Consider the following 21,331-nt stretch of genomic DNA (forward strand, 5'->3'; position numbering starts at 1 on the left):
TGGCATTCATCTCGTGGATTGCGGTGGCGATGAGCTCGATATCCTGGCGCTGACGATGCACGCCTTCGCTGGTTTGCAACGTAATAGCCGAGGCCTCCTCGGCGGAGGTGGCTACCTGGGTGGTGGCGCCACGAATTTCCACAATGATTTCGGCCAAGCGCAAGGCCACCCCATCGGCCATTCGCGCGATGTGCCCCAACTCGTCCCTATTGGTCATGCGGGTACGCTGGGTCAGGTCCCCTTGCTCTAGGGCCTGCATCTGCCGGCGAATGGCGTCGACCGAGCCGACCAAGCCACGCACGATGATCACCACCAGCCACAGGACAAGTCCGAACACTGCCAACAGCGCCAGCAAGGTCATCCAGAAAGCTTCCTGACTGCTCTCTTCCAGGGTATCGGAGGAGGCAAGCACCTCATCGGTCAGCCTGCCCTCGAAGTCGCTTATGAGCCCCAACGCCGCGCTTGCCACGCTGAACCAGCCCTCCGCATCCATGTCGGCAAGGGGCTGTTCCTCCGCACTTTTAAGAATCGATTCACGGGCGCGAGCGACTTCGGCGAAGGCGGGCGACTGCAGGAGCTGCCGGTATTCGCCACGCCACTTGTCACTCATGAGGTCCTGCAGCCGCTCCTGTAGGTTCTGATAGGCCCCTTGGTTGAGGTTGAAGCGTTCCAAGGCGAACTTGTCCATGTAGGCCATTTCGAAGGCCCTGGCCAGGATGGCGCGCTCTCGGCCGGCCCGCTCCTTGGCTTCCATGAAACTGTTGAGTACCGCCAGTTGCCGGGCGATATCCGGATGTTCTACTTGCTTCCGGAGTGACTCCGTATAAGCCAGAAGGGCAGCTATGGTGGTGGTGTAGTAGTCACCCAGTTGAGCTGGATCGATACGGAGCTGATCCACCTGCTGACGCACCTCACGAAGCTGAGCCAGTTTCTGCCGGAAGTCCTGGAGGGCAGCCTGGTCGAGACTGCCAGTACGCGCCAGTTCCTGGTCCGTTTTCTGCTGCGACAGGGTTACTTGATCGGCAAAGCTCGTACCGCTACTGCTGCGGAATACGTAGGAGTAATCCCGCTCGGCCTGCAGTGCGTCGACCAAAGAGGCAATGTTGCCGATGACCTCCACCACGACCTCGACCTGGTTCGCCAATTGCCATTGCTGCCAACTCTGCGTGAGTCGCTCGACGGTTAGCCAGGCCAACATGGTCAGAGGTAGCGCCAGCAGCAATCCCAGCTTGCGCGCCAGCGTCAGGTTGGAAACGAAGCTCTTCATGAAAGGATTCCCGATGGATTGATATTGCGCACTTGATCAATTCGTCGACGGCAGGGCCCTGTCATTTTCCAGAGACTGGATCAGCAGTTAGCGTTGGTCGGAACCGGATGTGCGCCACGCCTCCCGTCGGAATAGGACTGCACCAACTGCAAGCGCTCTATCGCTAGGGAGGGAAATTACGATGGGAAGCTTGTGCCCTGAATACCCCAGTACATCTCGCCAGGACGGTTGCGGGGACCAGCCTATTCGTTGCGCGGTCGGCCATCCGCCGAGTCAAGGCGGATGGCGACGCAACCAGTAGTTTTGATCAGGCCGCGCCCATCAATTGCTCAATTAGGGCGAGGCGGTCGTAGATGATCTTCTGATAGACCACCTTGCCTTCGGAGACGCGATAGAGCGACACGAACTGGCCGGTAATGCGGCGATTGGTCGGAGGAAGCACATTGCCATCGGGCTGCACGAGATCTCCAGTGTGGACACCCCCAAGCACGCAGAACTCCACGACCTCATCGCCTTTGGCTAGAACCCACTCTACATCGACAGAGTTTTCGCTGAACGCACCCAACCATACCTGCTCGTCACGAATGCGCGCCTCTTTTCCCACCGAATCAACGCCTGGAGCGACAAAGTGGATGTCATCCGCCCAGAAGGTCGCGATGGTGTCCAAGTCCCGGGCCCGGAAGGCGGCGTGCATGGCCTCCACGATTTCAGCAGGGCTCAAATTTGCGGTCATTGGTTGTTCCTCTTATTGGTTTGAAGGATCAGGCAGGGCGCCTACTATGGATATGGCAGCCGGCATGCCTTTCGGCGCTCCGGCATCAATCAGGTACGGTATGAGGGGTCCAGGCGGTCGAGCTTGCGGAGCAGCGCCGGCCAGATCAGGCGCTCCCCTGCCATCCTCATGGTTGCCGGCCGCGATTGCTCCCGGACTTTGTCCCTCACACCTAGTGGCGGCTCGTGCAGCCGATCGGCGCCGGCCGACAGCATCGCCACTTGCGCCTCGCACGCTCTCTCGAGGAAATACATGCGGGAAAAGGCAACCGCCATACTCTCGCCAACCGCCAACGTGCCGTGGTTGCGCAGCAGCATCAGATTCTTGTCGCCGAGATCGCGCACTAGGCGCTCACGTTCATCGAGGTCTGTCGCAATCCCTTCGTACTCATGGAATGCCAGGTCGTGATGCGCAATCATCGCTGTCTGGGTGAGCGGCAGAAGACCATCTTCCATGCCCGAAACCGCTTGGCCACACCGGGTATGCAGGTGAATGACCGCCTTGGCATCCTCACGGGCCATGTGCACTGCGGAATGGATGGTGAATCCCGCAGCGTTCACCAGGTAGGGCGTTTCTTCGACGGGCTCGCCCTCAACATTGATTTTCACCAGAGAAGAGGCCGTAACTTCCTCGAAGAGCAGGTCATAGGGGTTGATCAGGAAATGGTGCTCCGGCCCGGGGATCCTCACGGAGAGGTGAGTGAAAACTAGGTCGTCCCAGCCGAACAATGCAACCAGCCGGAAGGCCGCCGCGAGATCGACGCGCGCCTGCCACTCCTCATCGGATACCCTTAGGCGTAGACTTTCCTGTGAATCGGCAGCCGGGGTCCTGCCTTGCTTGCTTCCCGCCTCGACAGACAACGCCAGGCGAGAGAGCTCATCCCCGCTATTGTGAGCGGCCATCAGAGACGAAGCCCTGCGTCGACCAGAATCTCGGCGCCATTGACGTAGCTGGCGGCGCCGGAAGCGAGGAAGGCGACAACCTCGGCCACTTCCTTTGAGTCGCTAGCCCGCTTCAGCGGGGCCATGGCCTCGCCCGGCCCGCTCGCCGCTCCTGTGATGATTGCAACCTTTCCGCTTAATCGACCCATGACTGTTCCTCTTCTTGTTGGTTTTTGACTCGCGCCCTGCATGTGAACGAAGGCGCTACGCCAGACCCGCTTCACGCGCGAGCCGAACGAAGTCCGGCTGGCCGGCTCCGGCCGTAACACCGCCGTCGACAGGAATGGCAACGCCTGTCACGAAGCTCGCGTCATCAGAAGCGAGAAACGCCGCTACTGCGGCAATCTCTTCGGGACGAGCAAATCGCCCAGCCGGGATCGCCTGAAGCCACGCCGCGTAGAGCGAGGGGACCGACATTCCCAGAGCGTTCATTTCCGTGGCCACCGGCCCCGGACAGAGCGCGTTGACCCTGATCCCAGCCCCGGCGTAGTCCATTGCGATCGAACGCGTGAAATTGATGACCCCTGCCTTAGCGGCGTTGTAAGCGCTGTTCATATGATCCCCGCCCAATCCGGAGATCGAGCCCAGATTGATGATCGCACCACCACCCTGGCGAAGCATGTGTGGAACGGCCGCCCGGCAGCCGAAGAAGACCGAGAACAGGTTGACCCGCAGCACCTTCTCCCACATCTCGACAGAGACATCGAGGAATTGGGTGGCGCCACCCACGCCCGCGTTATTGACGAGGATGTCCAGGCTTCCCTTCGCCTCGACCGTCGCGCCGATCGAAGCCGAAACAGCTTCATTGTCAGCGGCATCCACTCGCATAAAGCTCGCCGAAGCACCGATCGCGGAAGCCGTCTCCCTCCCGCTCTGCTCCTCGAGGTCGGTGATGACCACGGTTGCGCCCTCGTCCGCCATCCGCCTAGCGATGGCGGCGCCGATGCCGCGTCCACCACCCGTCACCATGGCGACCTTGCCGCTTAAACGACCCATTAGCGTTCCTCTTCTTGATTGCTTTTTGCTAACGCCCCGCCAATGAAAAAAAGCGTGATGCATGACTGCAGAGGGCATGATCGATTAAATACCATATGGTTTTCAGATATCAAGTGGTATCTTAAAACCAAAAGGGAACGCAATGAGCTCCAGCCAGGCAGCGCATTGATGTTCATTGGCAGGTGAAATCAAGCGGAGCGGTTTGCAGGCAGCTCCCGGAGACCGAAATGGCAATCAAGAAACTGGCGCACTACTCCATACGAACCAACGACCTCGATGCATCCTTCCGCTTCTATACCGAAGTCCTGTCATTTCGCAGCGGCTACAGGCCCCCGTTCCCCTTCCCTGGCATGTGGCTCTACGTGGGCGAAGATGAAAGCGAGTTCGGCGCCATCCACCTGATCGGAGTGGACACAGCCGACTCCGAAGGGCTGATGCAATATCTCGGCGACCGCGTGGCCTATGACCAGGGAGGTACCGGCTCCGTCGACCACATTGCCTTCCTCGCCACGAACTGGCCCGAAATACGTGCACGCTGCAGGACCCGCGGGCTCCCGTTCTCCGAACGCGTCGTGCCTGACCTAGGGTTGCTGCAGGTGTTCCTGGTCGACCCCTCCGGCCTGACTGTCGAACTCAACTTTCCGGCCAGCGAGGCCAATGACTGAAGCACCACCACCGTGTCCCAGGGCAACAAGCCAGGCACAGCAGACATCTCCATCAACCTGTCCGGCACCGGCCGGATCGAGGACTCCTTATGAGCGCAATCACTTCCATCGCACCGCCGAGTGGCGACTGCGTACAGGCCCAACTGGACGTGGCGCTTGAACGACTCTCAGAGCAACGACAGAGCTGGGCCAATCTGCCGGTCGGGGCTCGGATCGATCTACTCAAGAGCATCCGCAACAACCTGGCCCGGCGGGCGGCTGACTGGGTCGCCATCTCGGCACGGGACAAAGGACTGGACAATGCATCGCCCCTGCTCGGCGAAGAGTGGTCATCCGGCCCCTGGGCCCTGCTTACCGGCATAGACACCCTGCAGCACACGTTGTCCGGGCTGGAGGGCCGCCGCCATCTCGATGGATTGCGCATACGCACGACGGTTTCCGGACAGGTGGCAGTGCGTGTGTTCCCCATGAGCGTTACCGATCGCCTTCTGCTCAGCGGAGTGGAAGCGGAAGTCTGGATGGAACCGGATATATCGGCCACGCAGTTCAAGGCACATGCGGCAGGAGCCTATTCCGAATCGGCGGAACCGCGTCGTGGAAGTCTCGCCCTTGTACTGGGAGCGGGCAACATCACCAGCATTGCGCCACTCGACGCGCTGCACAAACTGTACAGCGAGCACAGCGTAGTGTTGCTGAAGCTGAATCCAGTCACCGCATCTCTGCTGCCCGTCTTTGCCGACATCTTTGCGCCCCTGATCGAGAAGGGATTTCTTGAGATCGTCAACGGGGACGCGGAAGTTGGCGCCTACCTCACCACACACCCGACGGTGGAGAGCATCCATATCACCGGCAGCGCCGCTTCCCACGATGCCATCGTCTTCGGCCCTGGCGAGGAAGGTGCCACGCGCAAGGCCCGGGGCACCCCGCTCAACAACCGCCCCATCACCAGCGAACTCGGCGCGGTGTGCCCCACCATCGTGGTACCGGGCGAGTGGACGGCTGCCGATCTACGCTTTCAGGCTCAGCACGTCGCCACCCAGAAACTGCACAACTCCGGTTTCAACTGTGTCGCCAGCCAGGTCCTCGTCCTGCCCAAGCAATGGGTTTTGCGCGAGCGATTCCTTGAGGAACTTCACCAGGCATTGGTAACCGCGCCACCACGCCCGCTCTACTACCCCGGTTCGCACGACAGACTGGCCTCCTTCAAACGAGGGGCCCCCACAACTCTGACCCTCAAGAGCCCGCCCGATGCTCCTCGCCTGCTAGCGTTCCGCGACCCGGACAGCGACGCCCAGGTCTTCCGAAACGAGGTTTTTGGCCCAGCCCTATGCGTGGTAGAAATCGACGGAGAGACACCTGGGTCGTACCTGCAACATGCCATCGACTTCGCTAATCACCGGCTGCACGGCACGCTCGGCGCCAACATCATTATCGACCCCGAGACAGAGAAAGCCTTGAAGTTGGACTTCGAGCTCATGCTGTCCACGCTGAAATACGGCACCGTCGGTGTGAACGCATGGACCGGGCTCGCCTTCCTGCTGGCCCAAGTGCCCTGGGGAGCCTTCCCCGGCCACACGCTGGATGACATCCAGAGCGGGCGTGGCTTCGTGCACAACTGCCTGCTGCTTGATCGCCCACAACGCAGTATAGTTCGAGCCCCCTTCCGCCCCTTCCCCCGCGGACTGCTCCATGGCGACCTGGCCTTCCTGCCGCGACCACCATGGTTCGTCAACAATCGCAGCGGAACCGAAACGGCTCGCCGACTGGTCGAGTTCCAGCTAAATCCGTCGCTACTCCGGTTGCTCCGAATCTTCACCAGCGCACTAAGTGGCTAGCAAACGTCAAGCGGCGGGACATTCCCGCCGCTACGACGACGGGCGACGTCATTGACAAGATAGTAGTGAAGCCAGCCGCTACGACTTCCCAGACAGTCACCTGGAACTGCGCAATACCTCGATAACCTGCTCTGCATTGGCCGAACATGCCCTGTCGACCGGTTTGTTTACCGTCTGGTCGATCACGGCAAGCAATCTCGCCTTATTGAGCTCCAGCCTATGCTGGAGGGCTTCGATCTCGGCCACCTTGTTGCGAAGGGTCGACAACAGCTCCTCCCGGTTCCAGTTGGCGAAGTCGGGGGTCGGCAACAGGTGCTGGATCTCGCTCAGGGAAAAGCCGGACTGCTGGGCACTGGTGATGATCTCCAGGAGATGCACAGTGTGGGGCAGATAGTCCCGATAACCATTTCCCTGGCGCTTGACCTGCGTGATCAGTCCTTGGGCTTCGTAGAAACGAATCTTCGAAGGCGTCAATCCACTGCGCCGTGCCAGTTCACCAATTCTCATGGACACTCCTCTTCCTGCGGCCTCGGATAGGGATGTTATGCCGTAAGCCCAAGGCCGACATCCATCGCAGTTTCCTGAAAGTGAAAAAGCCACCCCGAATCAGGCAATGATCCTGGGTGGCTGACCATACATACCGGCCTGACCAGGGCCTGAAAGGCTCTGGTAACTCGTCAGGGCTGTGGTGACGCTTCGCCAACCGCGATGCTCGCTGCCTTGAGAAGTCTGGGCAGCGTAGAGGTCACACGCCGGTCATGCGAAGGAACGATCACCAGCCTCGGGTTCGCCGCCTGCAGTTGGTGCAACGTGCCCAGGTTCGTCCGCACGGTTCCCGGATCTTCGTCGACCATGCGGCGGGACATCCAGGGGCGCTCCGCCGGAGTATCGACGCCCTCATGCTGCCAGGCCTGGTCACCGACCAATGCATAGTCGTGCTGTGGCGTTCGGATAAAGGCAACCACCGATCCCGGAGTGTGGCCGGCGATCGGAACAATCACGACGGAGCCATCGCCAAAGACATCGTGGCTCGCCGGGAAGCCTGCGTACGCCGGACCGTCGAAGTTGAACACTTGGTAATTTAGCGCCCCGAAGCTACGTATCAACGCCGTGGCTTCCCCACCGATATTGATGAAGGCCCGCTCGGCCTTGTTTACAAAGACGGGAACGCCCTTGAGATCCTCGAGAGCCCCGACATGGTCCCAATGGCTGTGCGTGATGAAGATGCCCTTGAGCTCGCTGGCCGAGATTCCCGCTGCCTGGAGTTGATCGACGAGAGGCGTTTGCACATGGATATTCGAGACCGTGCGCATGAGCCACGGTACGGTTTTCATGTGCTCGGGCAAATTCCGCCCGAATCCACCCTCGAACACCAGAATTCCCTTGGGATGACGGACAATGAAACAATCCATGCCAAATGGCAGCTCTTGAAATCCACCGCCGCGATAGGCAAACAACGCATTCGAATCCATGGTTCCGGTTTCCGCCACCTCAATGCTTACTGTCGTGGCCGACAGTGGCGGTAGTACCGGCCCTGCCTGAGCGGGTGTGGGTAATTTTTGCGGCATGAAGGTCCATGCCAATGCGAGCAAGGGTGCGACGACCGCCCCTATCAAAATCTTCTTGATCATCTTGTGCCTTCTCTTCGTTGTTATGGGTTTTCCGATCTAGTCCTGGGCCATCCACTTGCGGTACCGGCGCGTGCGTTTGGCCACGTCTAGGCGCTCCATGATCAGTGCCAGGAGCGGCGACACATTGGGATTCGGAGAGCGGCCAAGGCTGATGGCGCGCATCTGGTACTTGATGCTGGCCATGTAGGCGCGGGCTGCCAGTAACTTGTGCCGCCAGCGTATAGGAGGTAATTTCGCATCCGCGTCCTGGGCGCGCTGCCAGCGTTTGGGTAGATGTGGATCGATGGCCATCGCGGACGCCATGCCTGCCATGGCGATACCGCCAGCTACCACCCGTTCCGCCACTTCGCGCCGGTAGATGCCCCCGGTGACCATCAGTGGCATGCGCGCCGAGGACACCATGTCCTTGGCGAACTCCAGAAAGTACGCCTCCCTCGCAAGGGTACGGCCATCCCGCGAATCGCCCTGCATAGCGGGTGCCTCGTAACTGCCACCGGACAGCTCCACCAGGTCCACCGGGAGCTCGTTGAGCATCTCCAGTACGCACCTCGCGTCCGCGGTATCGAAGCCGCCGCGCTGGAAATCGGCGGAGTTCAACTTCACCGAAACACAGAAGGTCGGCGACACTTCGGCACGCACCGACTTGATGACCTCGAGCAGCAATCGGGCACGGTTTTCCAGTGAGCCTCCCCAGCGGTCGGTACGGCGGTTGCTGAGCGGGGAAAGAAACTGGCTAATCAGATAACCGTGTGCGGCATGGATTTGCACACCGGTAAAGCCGGCCTCCTCCGCCAACACCGCGGTTCGTGTGAAGCGGCGCACGATGTCATGGATATCCGCTTCAGTCATTTCCCGCGGGACCTGAAACATCCGCGACAACGCACCAAGCTCCAGCGGAACAGCGGAGGGCGCATAGGTTGGCTGCCCCATACTGGCCAGCATCTGCCGGCCTGGATGATTAATCTGCAGCCAGAATTGGGCACCTTGGCTACGCCCCACCTTTGCCCATTCGCAAAAACGATCAAGTTGTCGGTCGCTCTCAAGCACCACTCCACCAGGTCCTGTCAACGCACGCCGATCGATCATGACGTTGCCGCTTAGGATCAGGCCGGCACCGCCGTCCGCCCAGGCTTGATAGAGGCGTAACAATTCATCAGACGGCAGATGCTCGGAATCCCCCATGTTCTCCTCCATCGCTGCCTTACAGAGACGGTTGGGGATTTCAGTTCCATTGGGTAGTGCGAGGGAATCGAAAAGGCTCATGTGAACGACTCAGTAAAGTGGTTCACATGAGCGTAAGTTTAAAGATAGGTTTAAGGTCAACCATTCATTGAAGGCCCGAAACAAACATTGGGCTAAAGGCTGGAGTCTCTTGGCTCCCACTGACGTCGCATCATGGATGCACGTCGCGTATACGCTCGCGCAGCCAGGTGTGCCCCGGGTCGTTTTCGGCACTACGCGGCCAGTACAGCATGATCTCCAACGGGGGAACCGCCAGTGGAACGGGTGCCTGATGGAGAGGTAGGCTTCCGGAAAAGCGCGCGGCGAAAAACTTGGGCAACACCAGCAGCAGATCGCTGGTCGCGGCGAGTTCGCACGCGGCATGGTAATGCTGGCAGCGCACCGCGACATCGCGCCGAAAGCCCTCCCGCTGCAGTGCCAAGTCTTCGACGACCGCACCGGTGCGACGAGTCGATACGACGATATGCCTGCCCGACAGCCACGGTTTCAAACGGAGTGGCCCGCCGGCCAATGGGTGATCACTGCGCATTACCACGCACAGCTCGTCCTCCAGCAGTCGCTCCTGGGCAATCTCCTCGCCAATTGGGAAAGGTACGTCGATGGCAAGGTCAACTGCCCCCGATAGCAGTTCACGCTCCAGCCTGCTTCGCTCGATACCGGTGCTTTGCACCTGGAGGTGAGGCGCGCCCTGCAGCACACGCCTCATCAACGACGGCATCAGGACCGACTCCAACACATCGCGCATACCCAGCACGAACCGTCTTGTCGAAGTGTCCGCCGGAAAACTCTGAGGACTCTTCAGAGTCTGCTGCAACGCTCGCAAGGCATCTGCCACCTCCGCCGCCATAGCTTTGGCACGTGGCGTGGGGACGACACGGCGCCCATCCCGGACGAACAGGGGATCGTCGAACTGCTCACGCAAACGGCGCAATGCATTGCTGATGGCAGGCTGAGTCAAGTGGAGTTGGGCAGCTGCCTGGGTGACGCTGCCTGTGCGATGAATGGCGTCAAAAACCCGAAACAGGTTCAGGTCAATACGTTCCCCACTGAGCATCTATATATTCACTCAAGAAATGAATAAACATCAAAAAATATAATTTAAACGAATGATCAATAGAAGTTAGATTGCTACTCCAACGTCTTCAGAATACCCCATATGGCACACGCCGCTGATACCCGCACACCGAGCCCGTACCAAAGCCTGCCAATCGACTATCCACACCCCGTGGTCTTCGCAAACGCACACACCAGGAGCGAAATATGAGTCAGGACGTGTTCCAGGAGCGAAGCATCCAAACTGTGCTTGGGAAGCTGCGCGTCCGGATCGGCGGAGAAGGCCCGGCGATTCTGTTCTGGCCGAGTCTGCTGATGGACGGAACGATGTGGAATGGGGTCGCTCACAGGCTACTGCCACGTTATCGGGTGGTCCTGATTGACCCGCCAGGCCACGGTGGAAGCTCAGCGCTGGCACGCCGTTTCGACTTCCCGACCTGCGCCGAATGCATCGTCAATATCCTGGACGCACTGGACATCCATCGAGCCCATTACGTCGGCAACTCGTGGGGGGGCGATGATCGGCGGAACCTTTGCCGCGCGCCATCCTGATCGCATCGGCGTAGCCATCCTCATGAACGGCACGGCCTCGCCTTGCGGCCCACGACAGCGCCTGCAATTCCAACTGATGGTCCAGATCGGACGCCTGTTGCGTGGTATCCGGGGACCTCTCCGGGCAAGCGCAACTGCCGCATTCCTGGGCCCCACCAGCCTGAGGGAAAGGCCAGAGATCGTGGCGAGTGTTCGTGCTGCGCTGGAGAGAATCGATTTCCGATCAGCGCGCTGGGCTGTGGAGAGCGTCGTCCTTCGCCGTCCGGACCAGCACGGGCTGCTCCAGACCATCCGTACCCCAGTCATGGTCGTCGCCGGCGTCGAAGATGCGACCTTCCCGGTTGCCGAGACTCGCGCCATGGCAGACGCCATACCGGATTCATCATTCGTCGTGATGCAAAGGGCGGCGCATCTCGCCGGCCTGGAATGCCCCGCCGAAACCAGCAACATGATCGAAGCTTTCATCCGTCGCTAGGAATGAACTCGACAGCCACGTTCGACGAGGTGCTCGACATCGCCGCCATCGACGCGTGACCAGGCCGGCGCTAGGCCAGCCTGCACAACTTCGCTGGCTTGATCCCCGGCACTACCACGAAACGCGCCAGTGCCGGCATCATGAGGATCGCGCCGAACATGTTCCAGATGAACATGAACATCAACAGCAATCCCATGTCCGCCTGGAACTTGATGTCGGAAAAAATCCAAGTGGCAACCCCCAGGGCGAGGGTGATCCCCGTGATCACCACGGCAGCACCGGTTGTCTTCAGCGTTTCAAAGTATGCCACTTCGAAAGGCAGGCCTTCGGCCATGAAGTTCTCGATACGGTTGTAGATGTAGATACCGTAATCGACACCGATGCCGACACCCAGGGCAATTACCGGCAGGGTCGCGACCTTCACCCCCAGCCCCAACTGCGCCATGATCGCCTCGCACAACACAGAGGTAGCATAGAGCGGGATCATGATGCATAGCGCCACCCGCCACGATGAGAACTCCCACCAGACCAGCACAGCGATGATGCCGTAGACCAGCGCCAGCATCAGCGGCTCCGCGCTCTTGATCACGATATTGGTCGCAGCCTCAATCCCCGCGTTGCCCGCGGCCGCCATGAAGACGACGTCTTCGTTGTTGTTATCGGCCGCGAAATGCTCAACGATTTCGACTACTTGGGTCAGGGTTTCCGCCTTGTGATCAGCTAGGTAGGCGATCACCGGCACCATCGAGCAGTCGCTGTTGTAGAGCTCGCTGGGAATCGCCTTAAACGCGGAGTTGGCCACATAGCGGTTGCGCGACAACGCATACCAGCGCAAGTCACCGCCGTTGGAGCCGGCAACGAACTTCATCATTTCGTTGGATAGTGCATGGGTTGACTCGACGCCTGGGCTGCTTTCCAGCGCCCACTTGAGACGCTCGACGGCACTCGTGACCGGATAGGAGCCACACTCGCCGGGCTTCGTCCTGACCATGACGACGAACACGTCGGAACTGGTCGAATAGCGGCTGGCGATGAAGTCGTTGTCCTTGTTGTAGCGGCTGTCCACCCTCAGCTCCGGAGCTCCACGATCAAGGTCGCCTATCTTCAGATCCAGCCGCAGGTACCAGGAGAATCCGAACACAAGCGCCAGCGCCAGCAGGGTCACGAGGGCCGGACCAGGCTCCACCGTCCGCGCGAAGAATCGCGCTACCCGGTGGGGGCTGGCCGCCTTCTTCCGCTGATGCCGTAGATTCGCCTCCGACACGCCGAACAGGGACATCACCACCGGCAACAGGAACATCTTGGTGAAGATGATGACCAGCACACCGATGCTGGCACTGATGGCGAGCTCCCGAATCATACCGATGTCGATCACCATCATCGTCGAGAAGCCGACGGCGTCGCACAGCAGAGCGATTGATCCCGGAATGAACAGCAAACGGAAAGTTCGCTTTGCCGCCTCCTGCCGACTGTACCCAGCCGCGCAGTCGGCGCTCATGGTGTTGATGTTCTGCACCGCATGGCTTACGCCGATCGCGAATGTCAGGAACGGTACCAGGATCGAGTACGGGTTGAGTCCATATCCCAGCAGACCGACAATTCCCAGTTGCCAGACGACCGCCAGCGAGCAGCACAGAATGGTCGCTGCGGTACTGCGCCAGCAGCGTGAATAGGCCAGCAGCAGGAGCGTGGTCAGCACGAAGGTGATCGCGAAGAAGATGACGATGCTACGCGCACCCTCAATCAGGTCGCCGGCGATCTTAGCGAACCCAGTGATATGTATGCCGATCCGCTCGCTCGTGTACTTGTCGCGGATCAGCCTTTCCAGGTGCTCGGAGAACTGCCCGTAGTCAAGCTTTTCGCCCGTCTGCGGATCATTTTCGAGCAAGGGCACCAGCACGATCGAAGATTTCTTGTCGCCAGCGACCAAGCTGCCGATCAACCCCGAGCGCTGCACGTTGATCGCCACCTGGCGCAGCTTTTCCGGCGAACCGTCGAAACCATCGGGGATGATCCGCCCGACGGCGAAGCCATCCTCGGTCACCTCCTGCCACATCACATTCGGCGTCCACAGCGACTTCATGTTCCCCCGGTCCACACCGGGGATGAAGAACACCTCGTCGGTGACCTTCTTCAGGGTCTCCTGGAAATCCTTGCTGTAGATGTCGCCCTGTTTTGCCTCGACGGCAATACGCACCACGTTACCCAAGGGACGCAACTCGTTCTCGTAGCGCAGGTAGTTGGCGATGTAGGGATGGTGGCTCGGCACCATCTTCTGGAAACTGACGTCTAGGTGCAGACTCATCGCGGCGATGAACAAGCCTGCCGAGATCAGCGCGAACAGGATCAGTACAGCCACGCGGTGACCGAACAGCAAGGGCTCGAACCAGCGCTCCAGATAGCCAAGCTTCCGGTGCATCGACATCTCGATGTCGTCGCTCATGTCTCTGCGTTGAAATGCGTTCATTCTGTGATGTCTCTAGATTCTGTCTCGCCGGCGTCCAGATCGACCCGGTGCACTCCGCCTATGCCCGTCATGAGCAGTGCGTGCCCTTCCGCCAGCCTTACCATCGCCGCCACGCGCATTCCCGACTCGGAACGCCTCGCTGTGAATGTCAGGCCCGCATCGTCGCTTTCGAGCAGCGTGCCGTCCTGTGCCAACAGCAATACCTTGCCGCTATCCATGCGCTGAGCGGACACCAGTGTTGCCACCTTGTCTTTCGTTTCGATTCGGGTCCATGTCTCGCCTCCATCCATGGATCGAAGAATGTTCCCTCCGAAGCCATAAGCGAGCAGGATCTCGGAACCGGCGCCCTCCTTAAGCGGCAAGACGCCATAGAGTGCGCCGCTATAGCCGGTGTCGATGGTTTGCCAGGTGCCATCCGCTTGGCTGCGGTACACCTTGCCGCCCTCTCCTGCGAGGAACTTGTCCTCTCCTTCACCCGCGACGATACCGTTGTAGTGAAGGGCTTCGGGGTTATTCAGCCTCCTCGCCGCCGACATCCAGGTTCCGCCTCCGTCCCGGGTGTGGAAGATTTGTCCGTTCGCCCCGACCACATAGCCGTCGTTGGCGTTGTCAAACCAGACACCCAGCAACGGCCGGGATGGCCCGAACTGCGCACCCGCCGTCACGTCATCGAGGATGAACTCCGCCTGCTCGAGCACTTGCCGGGACTCCTCCGTCTCGCCGCCAGCCGCCTCGATACTCGAGCGGGCCTGCCGCACCTGTTCCTCCGCATCGGCCCGCACGATCTCGTTGAGATGATAGCCATCGACCTGCTTGCTCCAGCTCCTCCCGCCATCACCGGAATGCAGCACAACGCCGTCGTGCCCAACGGCCCAGCCACTATGCTCATTCAGGAAATGCAGCGCCGTCAGGGTGACGGAAACCGGGACATCGGCCTGTGACCAACTACGGCCATCATCATCGGAGTACAGGATGATGCCGCGCTCGCCAGCGACAACGATCCGTTTGCCGGCATGGTTCGCCGCCAACATGATCGCCCTGGTGGCCTTCGCAGACTTCATTGCAGGCAGATTCAACGGGTCCACCTCGGCTGCTACAGGCCGAACCAGCAACATCAGTGACCACCCGGAAAGCAGTACGGCAACCCGCAGCCACCAAACCAGATCATGTGTTTTTCTTGACATCCATCCACCACTTGAAAGTGAGGGCAAACACCAGCTTGCTATTGATCTCTCCAGCAAGCTGGATGCCGAGGAAAGCTTGAGTGGTTCGTTCACGCGATTCTATGTCGCTATGACGAAACTCAGGCCAACAAACTAGTTGCTAGTTCGCCGCAGGCTCTCCTGTGAATAGAAAGAACGAGGCTTCACTTCATATCTGACGGGCTTTTCCTCATTTGCCAAGAACATGGCAAATGCGCGCCGGGCTTGGAGGTCGTAGTCGATTTGTGCCGCTAGCGATATAAGCTTGACGTCATACAAATTGATTGAATGGTTTTCTTGTACACGCCAGAGACTACCTCGCTGGTCGTACAGATCTCCATGTACGATCGACCAAGTATCCTCATCGAAAAACAGAACCCGCTTAGCATAGACATGTCGCATTCCTGGCTTAAGAGCAGCCTCAACCACCCACACCCTGTGTTTTTCGTACCGCGGAAGATCCTGACTTAGATGGTTTTTATTGACAATATCAGTGTATTTAAGACTTTTATTGGTCAGGTCATAATTATTATAGGAAATAATCATTTCCTTCTTACCAACCAGCTTGAAATCGAAACGATCAGGAGCACCATTAAACATCTCAAAGCTGTCGATGGTGGCTAGGCCATCACTATTGAACTGAGGAGTGTCGTACCCCACGTCCGGCGCGCGAAGAACTCGACGCTGGCCTGGATTGTATGTCCAGGTCTTGCGCTTCTCAGTACTTTCATCGAACACCTCATGTAGGAGAACTGCCTCACCGGCCACATTTGAAGGGCTCAAAGTGCGTTGAAGATAATACACGGCAACACTCGGCGGACCATCTGTAAACACTTTCCCAAAGGTCCTTGATTCGAACCATTTGATTGGAGTGAAACTGCCGTTACTCTGAACCGGAAATATCACAAATTCACGCTGCAAACTTAAGCCAGTATTCCGATACTTATGATTGAACACCACCTCCAACCCGTCCTTGGGCACGGGGAACGGTACCGTCGACTTCCTCAAGTTCCGCAGTCCCTGCCCATTGGGGACCGCCTGGATACCGGGCGCCTCGGCCTTGATGTTGTCGTACTCCTCCTGCGGCAATGCCAGGGTCCGGTGACTGGGGTAAATCTTCATCTTGTAGCTCGGATAGCGTTTCAGCATCTCGATCTGGCCCGGTGCCAGGAGCTGTTCGTACTGCGCCACGTTTTCCGCGGTAATAGTGTAGAGCGGCTGCTCCGATGCAAACGGATTCGTATAGCCCTTGTTGGGGTCGAAACCGGCCGGCGCCTTCGTGATTCCACCATCCCAGGCGGGAATCGAGCCATCGGTGTTACCCGCCATTTCAGCGCCGGTGGGCGTCAGGTCCTTGCCCAGTCGATCCCGGTCCTGCGCCGAGGTTTCGGCATGAGCAGTGGAAGAGCAGAGCCAGACGACTATGGCTAATCTGGCCAGCAGGCAATTGCGTTGTTTGGTTGGCATGACACACCTCCAGTTCTTGTTTTTAGAAATTGACGCCCATGACCAGCGAGTAGTAATCGCGGTCGTGCATCTCGTCGTACTTGGCGCTGCGGTTGTAGAAGGCGTAGCTCAGGTCGACGAAGTACTTGTTGCCGTAGTCGAAGCGCACCGCCGGCGAGAGAACCTGGCGGCCCTCCACGAAGATCCCATCGGCTGAATAGCCCTTGACGTCCTGCGACCAGAACAGCCGCGGCTTGACATTGATGTTGGCGAATACGTTCGGATAGCTCGCCTCGACCTGAACCCGGTAGCCCCAGGCATTCGTGGTGGCGAACCCGTCGTTCTCGCAGTAACTCGGGTTGGGGTTCAGTGCGCTGCAAGGAACACCGGCTATCGGTCCGGAACCGAAGACCCCGGCACGGCCGTAGCGCGTGGAAGTGGCTGGATCACCAATACCGGACCAGTGCTGGTAGGCGACCTCACCGAGCAGCGAGACGGATTCCGCGCCGAAATGGCGAGGGAATATCTGGATCACCGAGAGTTGCGCCTGGGTTTTCGCCTTGCGGTCGTATCCATGGCTGATGACGTTCGCCGGCAGCGCGCCAAGCGCGGCCTGCGGTCCAATACCATTGGAAACGCCGTTGACCAGATCCGTGCTGTTGATCTGCACGGGGATATCCCAGGTACGACTGATTTCCCCGAACACCGAAGCGCCGGCGATGACGGTCGAGGCACTCAGGCCAACGACCTTGATGTTTTCCGCACTGAAATCCTCCACAGCCTGGACGGCCTTGACGCCGAATGGAGGATCCGCTGACCAGACGGAGCCGGGAATCGTCGTGGGCGAGGTGAGGACGCTGACATTGGGGAAACGGGCATGGTAGTTGGCGAAGTACAGGCCAAGGTCGGTGTCTATGCTGTCCGGCCTGAACCGCACTGCCAGACCAAACTGGCCGCTGTCCTTCGGCTCCAGCTCCGAACCCTTCGACATCTGGAAGTTCGCCCCACCCAGCGCGGCAACTCCGTTGAACAGATCACGGTCGGAAAACTCCGCCGGGCCGACGACCGCCACTTGGTCGGAACAGTTGACCAATGATGAGGGGGACCAATAGGTGCCGCACCCATCAAGGACATTCCGCTTCCAGGCGAACTGATAGAAGGCTTCGAGGCTCAGGTTGTCCGCAAGCGTGAAGCTCGTGAACAGTTGGGGCAGCGGCAGCATGATCTCCTTGACCTGCGCACCGGGCCGGTGTGCAGCAGTGAGGTCGAATGCACCAAACTGGTTGATGCCGGGGATGAAAAGGCTCTCCCCCCAGTTGACCACCTGGTTGCCCAACCGGAAACCGAGCGGATGGTTCTCGATCAGCTCGGTGGTGCCGTAAACGTAGGCATCGAGCAGGGAAAACCCGGAAAACTTCGACAGGCTCTCGAAATCCGAATCGTCGAGCTTCGTCCCAGGCGCATAGCTGTTGGCATTACTGCCGTGAGGCACACCGCGGCTTTCCAGTGTGTAGTCGTACCACCCCTTGCCTCGGACAAAGAAACCGAAGTTGTCCTTGCTGACGTCGATATCGCCGATGATGTTCAAGGCCGTAGAGTAGGCCTGGTTTCGGTGGAAGTTGAGGTCACCGTTGTCGTTACCGCCGCTGGCGGTGCCGCCATTGCCCACTGAGATCAAGTCCGAGTCGGCATTTCGGGCACGCCAGCTGCTGCCCAGAGATGCTCCCAGGGACCATCGGACGTCGGTACCGCCGTCAGTGGTAAAACTGCCCGCGCACGCGGCATCCATCAGCAACCAGGCAACACCGAACACCGCAATGCCTGCACGACTCTTGCGAGATCCTTTGTCACCGCCAGTTCCATCAACTGCTCTTGTATTTGTTTTCATATTCTCGAACCGCCGTTTGTTATTGTTGGTCAACAGATCGTTTGCCCTGCCAAGTCGAAAACCGTCTCCGGATACCCTCCTATACAAACGTGCCTGATCCTGGATCCCTGCCTGCGACAAACGACCGCCTTGGTCGTCTTCAGAGCTGGACGCCGCCGATAGCGGCCATCTCCTCCGCTACATAGGGACGAGCCCCTCACTGGCCGGGGAAATGACCAGATCGACGCCCTCTGGGAGTTGAGCGATGTAGGCCGCAAGCGCCGAGCTGGCGCCCTCATACCGATCTCTTCGGGTGGCAGAACGATGAGAGAGAGGTCGGTTATTCAAGGAATGCCTCAACTGACCTGGATTCGCACCCAGCGCGTTCCATAGCCATGCATCACCCGACTGATTGCCCCTTACGACCGACATGAATTGCTGGCGATCAGGGAGATGGACGAATGCATTTGCAAGTCGCCGACTTCGCGTCACCTTATCGCCGATACCAGAACTAAGCCTGGCGACCATCGCCAACTCGCCAGCCAACATCTCGCCCATCGAACTGACTCCTGTACTTACCCTTCGGTCGACTTCGCTGTGCCCAGGAACAACAGGCACCATCTAGACAGCCACACAAATACCTTACAGTATCCAAATTCCGATTGGAATCCCAAAATTAACACCATTGGTCGTATTGCTGAATTGCTGCTTGAAGTGGGGAGGGAAAGGCCTATTGGAATGCACAAAGGGAAACAGGCTCATCGATCCAGACCGGGAACGTGGACGCCTCAAGATTCCTCGCGTAATCTAAATACCGATTAGTTTTGAAATACGAGGGGTATCCATTGAGCCGAGTCCGATTGACCCGAGCGCAGCAACAGGCCCAGACCAGAGAGCGGCTGTTGGCGGCCGCCGAGGTGGTTTTTTCCCGACTGGGTTATGGGGGAGCGTCAATCGAGTTGATCGCCAGCGAGGCGGGTTACTCGAAGGGGGCTGTCTATTCCAATTTCCCCAGCAAGGACGCGCTGTTCCTCGAACTCCTACGCGCCCATATGGAGCGTGATTTCCAGGAGCAGGAGCAGATCGTCGGCATGAGCTCTGAGGAAGTGATTCGGGAGTCTTCGCGGTGGCTGAAGTCCATGCACTCCAGAATCAACCTACCGGCCCTTACTATGGAGCTGCAGCTCCACGCACGACGAAGCCCAGAGTTTGCGAAGGATTTCTACGCACTTCAGGAACAGAAGTTCACGATAATCGCCCAGATCCTGACCAAGTACTTCGCAGCCTGCTCTGCCAAGCTGCCAGCGAACGCAATGGATCTTGCCCGCACCATTGATGCCCTATCGCATGGATTGAGCCTGCAACGCCCCCTCCGCGAACCGGGAACCATCAACGAAGCCGGCCGCATGATCGCCGACCTGTTGGAAATCCTCGTTGCCTCTGGCAGAGGTCAGTTCACCGAAGAGCACAAGGAGGCTTCGCACCCACCTCCCTCCACTCATCAGACCAAAGAGGCAAAAAACCTGCTCGAAAAAGCTCGAAGAAAGCTACCTCGGGCACAGCCGGCTAACTGACCACGTATCAATTCCAGATGCCGCAATACCGCCGCCCTCATCGAGGCCGGCGGTATTGCGGCCCAGGCCGGCCCTTCCTCCCAGAGGCAGCGGCCTTCGATAGCGGCAGTAGAGCACGGTGGTGCGGTGTCCCGGGAACTCGGCCAGCAGAGAAACATGTCTGGCAGAAGCACATGGGCTTCCACTCCCAATGCGCCCTCATTGAACTATCCCTCCAGCAGAGGGTCATCACTCGAAACATGCCAGGCCACGACCTAGCAGAAATTAGCCGGCATCGGCTTTGCGCTCACATCGTTAGGTTATTACATCACTCATTCAGACAGCGCGGCTGTCCGGATTGTTGGGGGCGCGCCCCTTCACGCGGCCATTTCGGCTGGCTGTAGAGGAAGGATCACATGGAGTTTCGCCATCTCCGGTACTTCGTTGCTGTGGCCGAAGAGCTGCACTTTGCGAGGGCTGCCGAGCGACTGCATATCGAGCAGTCCCCTCTTTCGCGAGCAATCAAGGAGCTTGAGTCCAGCCTGGGCGTCCAACTGCTTGAGCGGACCACGAGAACCACGCGCCTGACCTGGGCCGGCCAGGTGTTCCTGGATGATGTACGGCACCTGCTCTTGGTTCTGGAACAGGCCAAGGCCAACGTCCACGCCGCCGCATCGGGGTACCGCGGCACACTTCGGGTAGTTCTTTCCGACGGTATCATCCCCCATCGACTAACCACCCTTCTTGCTCGTTGCCGTGAAGAGGAACCGGATGTCGATATCCGGCTTTCAGAGGTACCACTCACCCAACAGCTGAAAGGACTAAGGAACAGTTTGTACGACGTGGGCTTTGCCCGCTCATCGATGGTCGGCGAAGGAGTCCTGGCCAAGCCACTCTGGGAAGATCCGCTGATGATCGCCCTTCCTTCACGCCACCCCTTACTGATCCGAAAGCACCTCCAGTTGGACGAAGTCCTGAAGTACCCGCTGGTGCTTTGCCACCCGGAAATCTGCGAGGGCTTCTATAGCCAGATCACACGTATCCTACGTACCGCAAGCGCGCAGCCGATAGTAGCCGAACACGTTGCCTCTCATGATCTGATGCTGGCGCTGGTCGCCGCAGGGTATGGGCTCGGCTTCGTTTGCAAGGCACAGATCACTGCCTGCCAACTCCCCGGTATCGCCGCCCGCCCCCTGGCCAGGCAAATTCCCAGACTCGCCACCTATCTGCTGCGCCCAGCCGGCAAGGCATCCCCAGAGCTAGAGAGGTTCATGGAGCGAGCGAACCTCGTCCAGGATCCAGACTAATCCCCCAAGGGCTCATGCCATGAAGAAAGCCCTCCTGTTGTTGCTTCCCCTCCCTGAGGT

The 21,331-nt window shown here is 59.1% G+C and carries 18 protein-coding genes and 1 pseudogene; 6 read left to right on the forward strand and 13 right to left on the reverse strand.

The annotated features are described in order from the left end of the window. Nucleotides 1-421: 421 nt before the first annotated feature. The 5 genes and pseudogenes from LRS11_RS22395 to LRS11_RS00975 all read right to left on the reverse strand — a co-directional run. A pseudogene (locus LRS11_RS22395) lies at nucleotides 422-1,267 on the reverse strand (nitrate- and nitrite sensing domain-containing protein); the annotation flags it as partial. A 307-nt stretch (nucleotides 1,268-1,574) separates the two neighbouring features. Then, complete coding sequence (locus tag LRS11_RS00960; protein WP_260495141.1) at nucleotides 1,575-2,000, reverse strand: ester cyclase; 426 nt, start codon at nucleotides 1,998-2,000, stop codon at nucleotides 1,575-1,577. An 89-nt stretch (nucleotides 2,001-2,089) separates the two neighbouring features. Continuing rightward, nucleotides 2,090-2,941 (reverse strand): class II aldolase/adducin family protein, encoded by an 852-nt coding sequence (locus LRS11_RS00965; protein WP_260495142.1) that lies wholly within the window; start codon nucleotides 2,939-2,941, stop codon nucleotides 2,090-2,092. Continuing rightward, nucleotides 2,941-3,129, reverse strand: coding sequence for an SDR family oxidoreductase (locus tag LRS11_RS00970; RefSeq protein WP_260495143.1), 189 nt, complete (start codon nucleotides 3,127-3,129; stop codon nucleotides 2,941-2,943). The genes LRS11_RS00965 and LRS11_RS00970 overlap by 1 nt, the downstream gene beginning before the upstream one ends. 55 nt (nucleotides 3,130-3,184) lie before the next feature. After that, nucleotides 3,185-3,976: an SDR family NAD(P)-dependent oxidoreductase gene (locus tag LRS11_RS00975; protein WP_260495144.1), complete on the reverse strand. Its 792-nt coding sequence runs from the start codon at nucleotides 3,974-3,976 to the stop codon at nucleotides 3,185-3,187. Nucleotides 3,977-4,203: 227 nt separating this feature from the next. Here LRS11_RS00975 and LRS11_RS00980 point away from each other — a divergent pair, with 227 nt between their 5' ends. Beyond that, nucleotides 4,204-4,641, forward strand: a complete 438-nt coding sequence (locus tag LRS11_RS00980) for a VOC family protein (protein ID WP_260495145.1) — start codon at nucleotides 4,204-4,206, stop codon at nucleotides 4,639-4,641. Between the two features lie 89 nt (nucleotides 4,642-4,730). Next, nucleotides 4,731-6,476, forward strand: a complete 1,746-nt coding sequence (locus tag LRS11_RS00985) for an aldehyde dehydrogenase family protein (RefSeq protein WP_260495146.1) — start codon at nucleotides 4,731-4,733, stop codon at nucleotides 6,474-6,476. A 96-nt stretch (nucleotides 6,477-6,572) separates the two neighbouring features. Here the strand turns inward: LRS11_RS00985 and LRS11_RS00990 are convergent, their stop codons facing one another. The 4 genes from LRS11_RS00990 to LRS11_RS01005 all read right to left on the reverse strand — a co-directional run bounded on the left by LRS11_RS00990 (nucleotide 6,573) and on the right by LRS11_RS01005 (nucleotide 10,403). Beyond that, the gene (locus LRS11_RS00990; protein WP_260495147.1) at nucleotides 6,573-6,983 is read right to left on the reverse strand and encodes a MerR family transcriptional regulator; all 411 of its coding nucleotides are present in this window, start codon (nucleotides 6,981-6,983) and stop codon (nucleotides 6,573-6,575) included. A gap of 170 nt (nucleotides 6,984-7,153) precedes the next feature. Beyond that, a complete protein-coding gene (locus LRS11_RS00995; protein ID WP_260495148.1) occupies nucleotides 7,154-8,107 on the reverse strand; it encodes an MBL fold metallo-hydrolase in 954 nt (317 codons plus the stop codon). 36 nt (nucleotides 8,108-8,143) lie between these two features. After that, a complete protein-coding gene (locus tag LRS11_RS01000; RefSeq protein WP_260495149.1) occupies nucleotides 8,144-9,370 on the reverse strand; it encodes an NADH:flavin oxidoreductase/NADH oxidase family protein in 1,227 nt (408 codons plus the stop codon). A gap of 130 nt (nucleotides 9,371-9,500) precedes the next feature. Continuing rightward, complete coding sequence (locus LRS11_RS01005; RefSeq protein ID WP_260495150.1) at nucleotides 9,501-10,403, reverse strand: LysR family transcriptional regulator; 903 nt, start codon at nucleotides 10,401-10,403, stop codon at nucleotides 9,501-9,503. A gap of 206 nt (nucleotides 10,404-10,609) precedes the next feature. Between LRS11_RS01005 and LRS11_RS01010 the strand changes: the two genes are divergently transcribed. Continuing rightward, the gene (locus tag LRS11_RS01010; RefSeq protein WP_260495151.1) at nucleotides 10,610-10,954 is read left to right on the forward strand and encodes an alpha/beta fold hydrolase; all 345 of its coding nucleotides are present in this window, start codon (nucleotides 10,610-10,612) and stop codon (nucleotides 10,952-10,954) included. After that, complete coding sequence (locus LRS11_RS01015; RefSeq protein WP_260495152.1) at nucleotides 10,920-11,429, forward strand: alpha/beta hydrolase; 510 nt, start codon at nucleotides 10,920-10,922, stop codon at nucleotides 11,427-11,429. The genes LRS11_RS01010 and LRS11_RS01015 overlap by 35 nt, the downstream gene beginning before the upstream one ends. 70 nt (nucleotides 11,430-11,499) lie before the next feature. Here the strand turns inward: LRS11_RS01015 and LRS11_RS01020 are convergent, their stop codons facing one another. The 4 genes from LRS11_RS01020 to LRS11_RS01035 all read right to left on the reverse strand — a co-directional run bounded on the left by LRS11_RS01020 (nucleotide 11,500) and on the right by LRS11_RS01035 (nucleotide 18,465). Continuing rightward, nucleotides 11,500-13,896: an efflux RND transporter permease subunit gene (locus LRS11_RS01020; RefSeq protein WP_409519770.1), complete on the reverse strand. Its 2,397-nt coding sequence runs from the start codon at nucleotides 13,894-13,896 to the stop codon at nucleotides 11,500-11,502. Further along, the gene (locus LRS11_RS01025) at nucleotides 13,893-15,080 is read right to left on the reverse strand and encodes a WD40/YVTN/BNR-like repeat-containing protein (protein WP_260495154.1); all 1,188 of its coding nucleotides are present in this window, start codon (nucleotides 15,078-15,080) and stop codon (nucleotides 13,893-13,895) included. Before LRS11_RS01025 ends, LRS11_RS01020 begins: the two co-directional genes overlap by 4 nt. Before the next feature lie 132 nt (nucleotides 15,081-15,212). Further along, on the reverse strand, nucleotides 15,213-16,565 hold the full coding sequence (locus LRS11_RS01030) for a DUF1329 domain-containing protein (RefSeq protein ID WP_260495155.1): 1,353 nt from the start codon (nucleotides 16,563-16,565) through the stop codon (nucleotides 15,213-15,215). Between the two features lie 22 nt (nucleotides 16,566-16,587). Next, on the reverse strand, nucleotides 16,588-18,465 hold the full coding sequence (locus LRS11_RS01035) for a DUF1302 domain-containing protein (RefSeq protein ID WP_260495156.1): 1,878 nt from the start codon (nucleotides 18,463-18,465) through the stop codon (nucleotides 16,588-16,590). An 848-nt stretch (nucleotides 18,466-19,313) separates the two neighbouring features. Between LRS11_RS01035 and LRS11_RS01040 the strand changes: the two genes are divergently transcribed. Next, a complete protein-coding gene (locus LRS11_RS01040) occupies nucleotides 19,314-19,985 on the forward strand; it encodes a TetR/AcrR family transcriptional regulator (RefSeq protein ID WP_260495157.1) in 672 nt (223 codons plus the stop codon). A gap of 395 nt (nucleotides 19,986-20,380) precedes the next feature. Then, on the forward strand, nucleotides 20,381-21,271 hold the full coding sequence (locus LRS11_RS01045) for a LysR family transcriptional regulator (RefSeq protein WP_260495158.1): 891 nt from the start codon (nucleotides 20,381-20,383) through the stop codon (nucleotides 21,269-21,271). Nucleotides 21,272-21,331: the final 60 nt, after the last annotated feature.

It is taken from the genome of Pseudomonas sp. J452, assembly GCF_024666525.1.
Taxonomy (GTDB): Bacteria; Pseudomonadota; Gammaproteobacteria; order Pseudomonadales; family Pseudomonadaceae; genus Aquipseudomonas.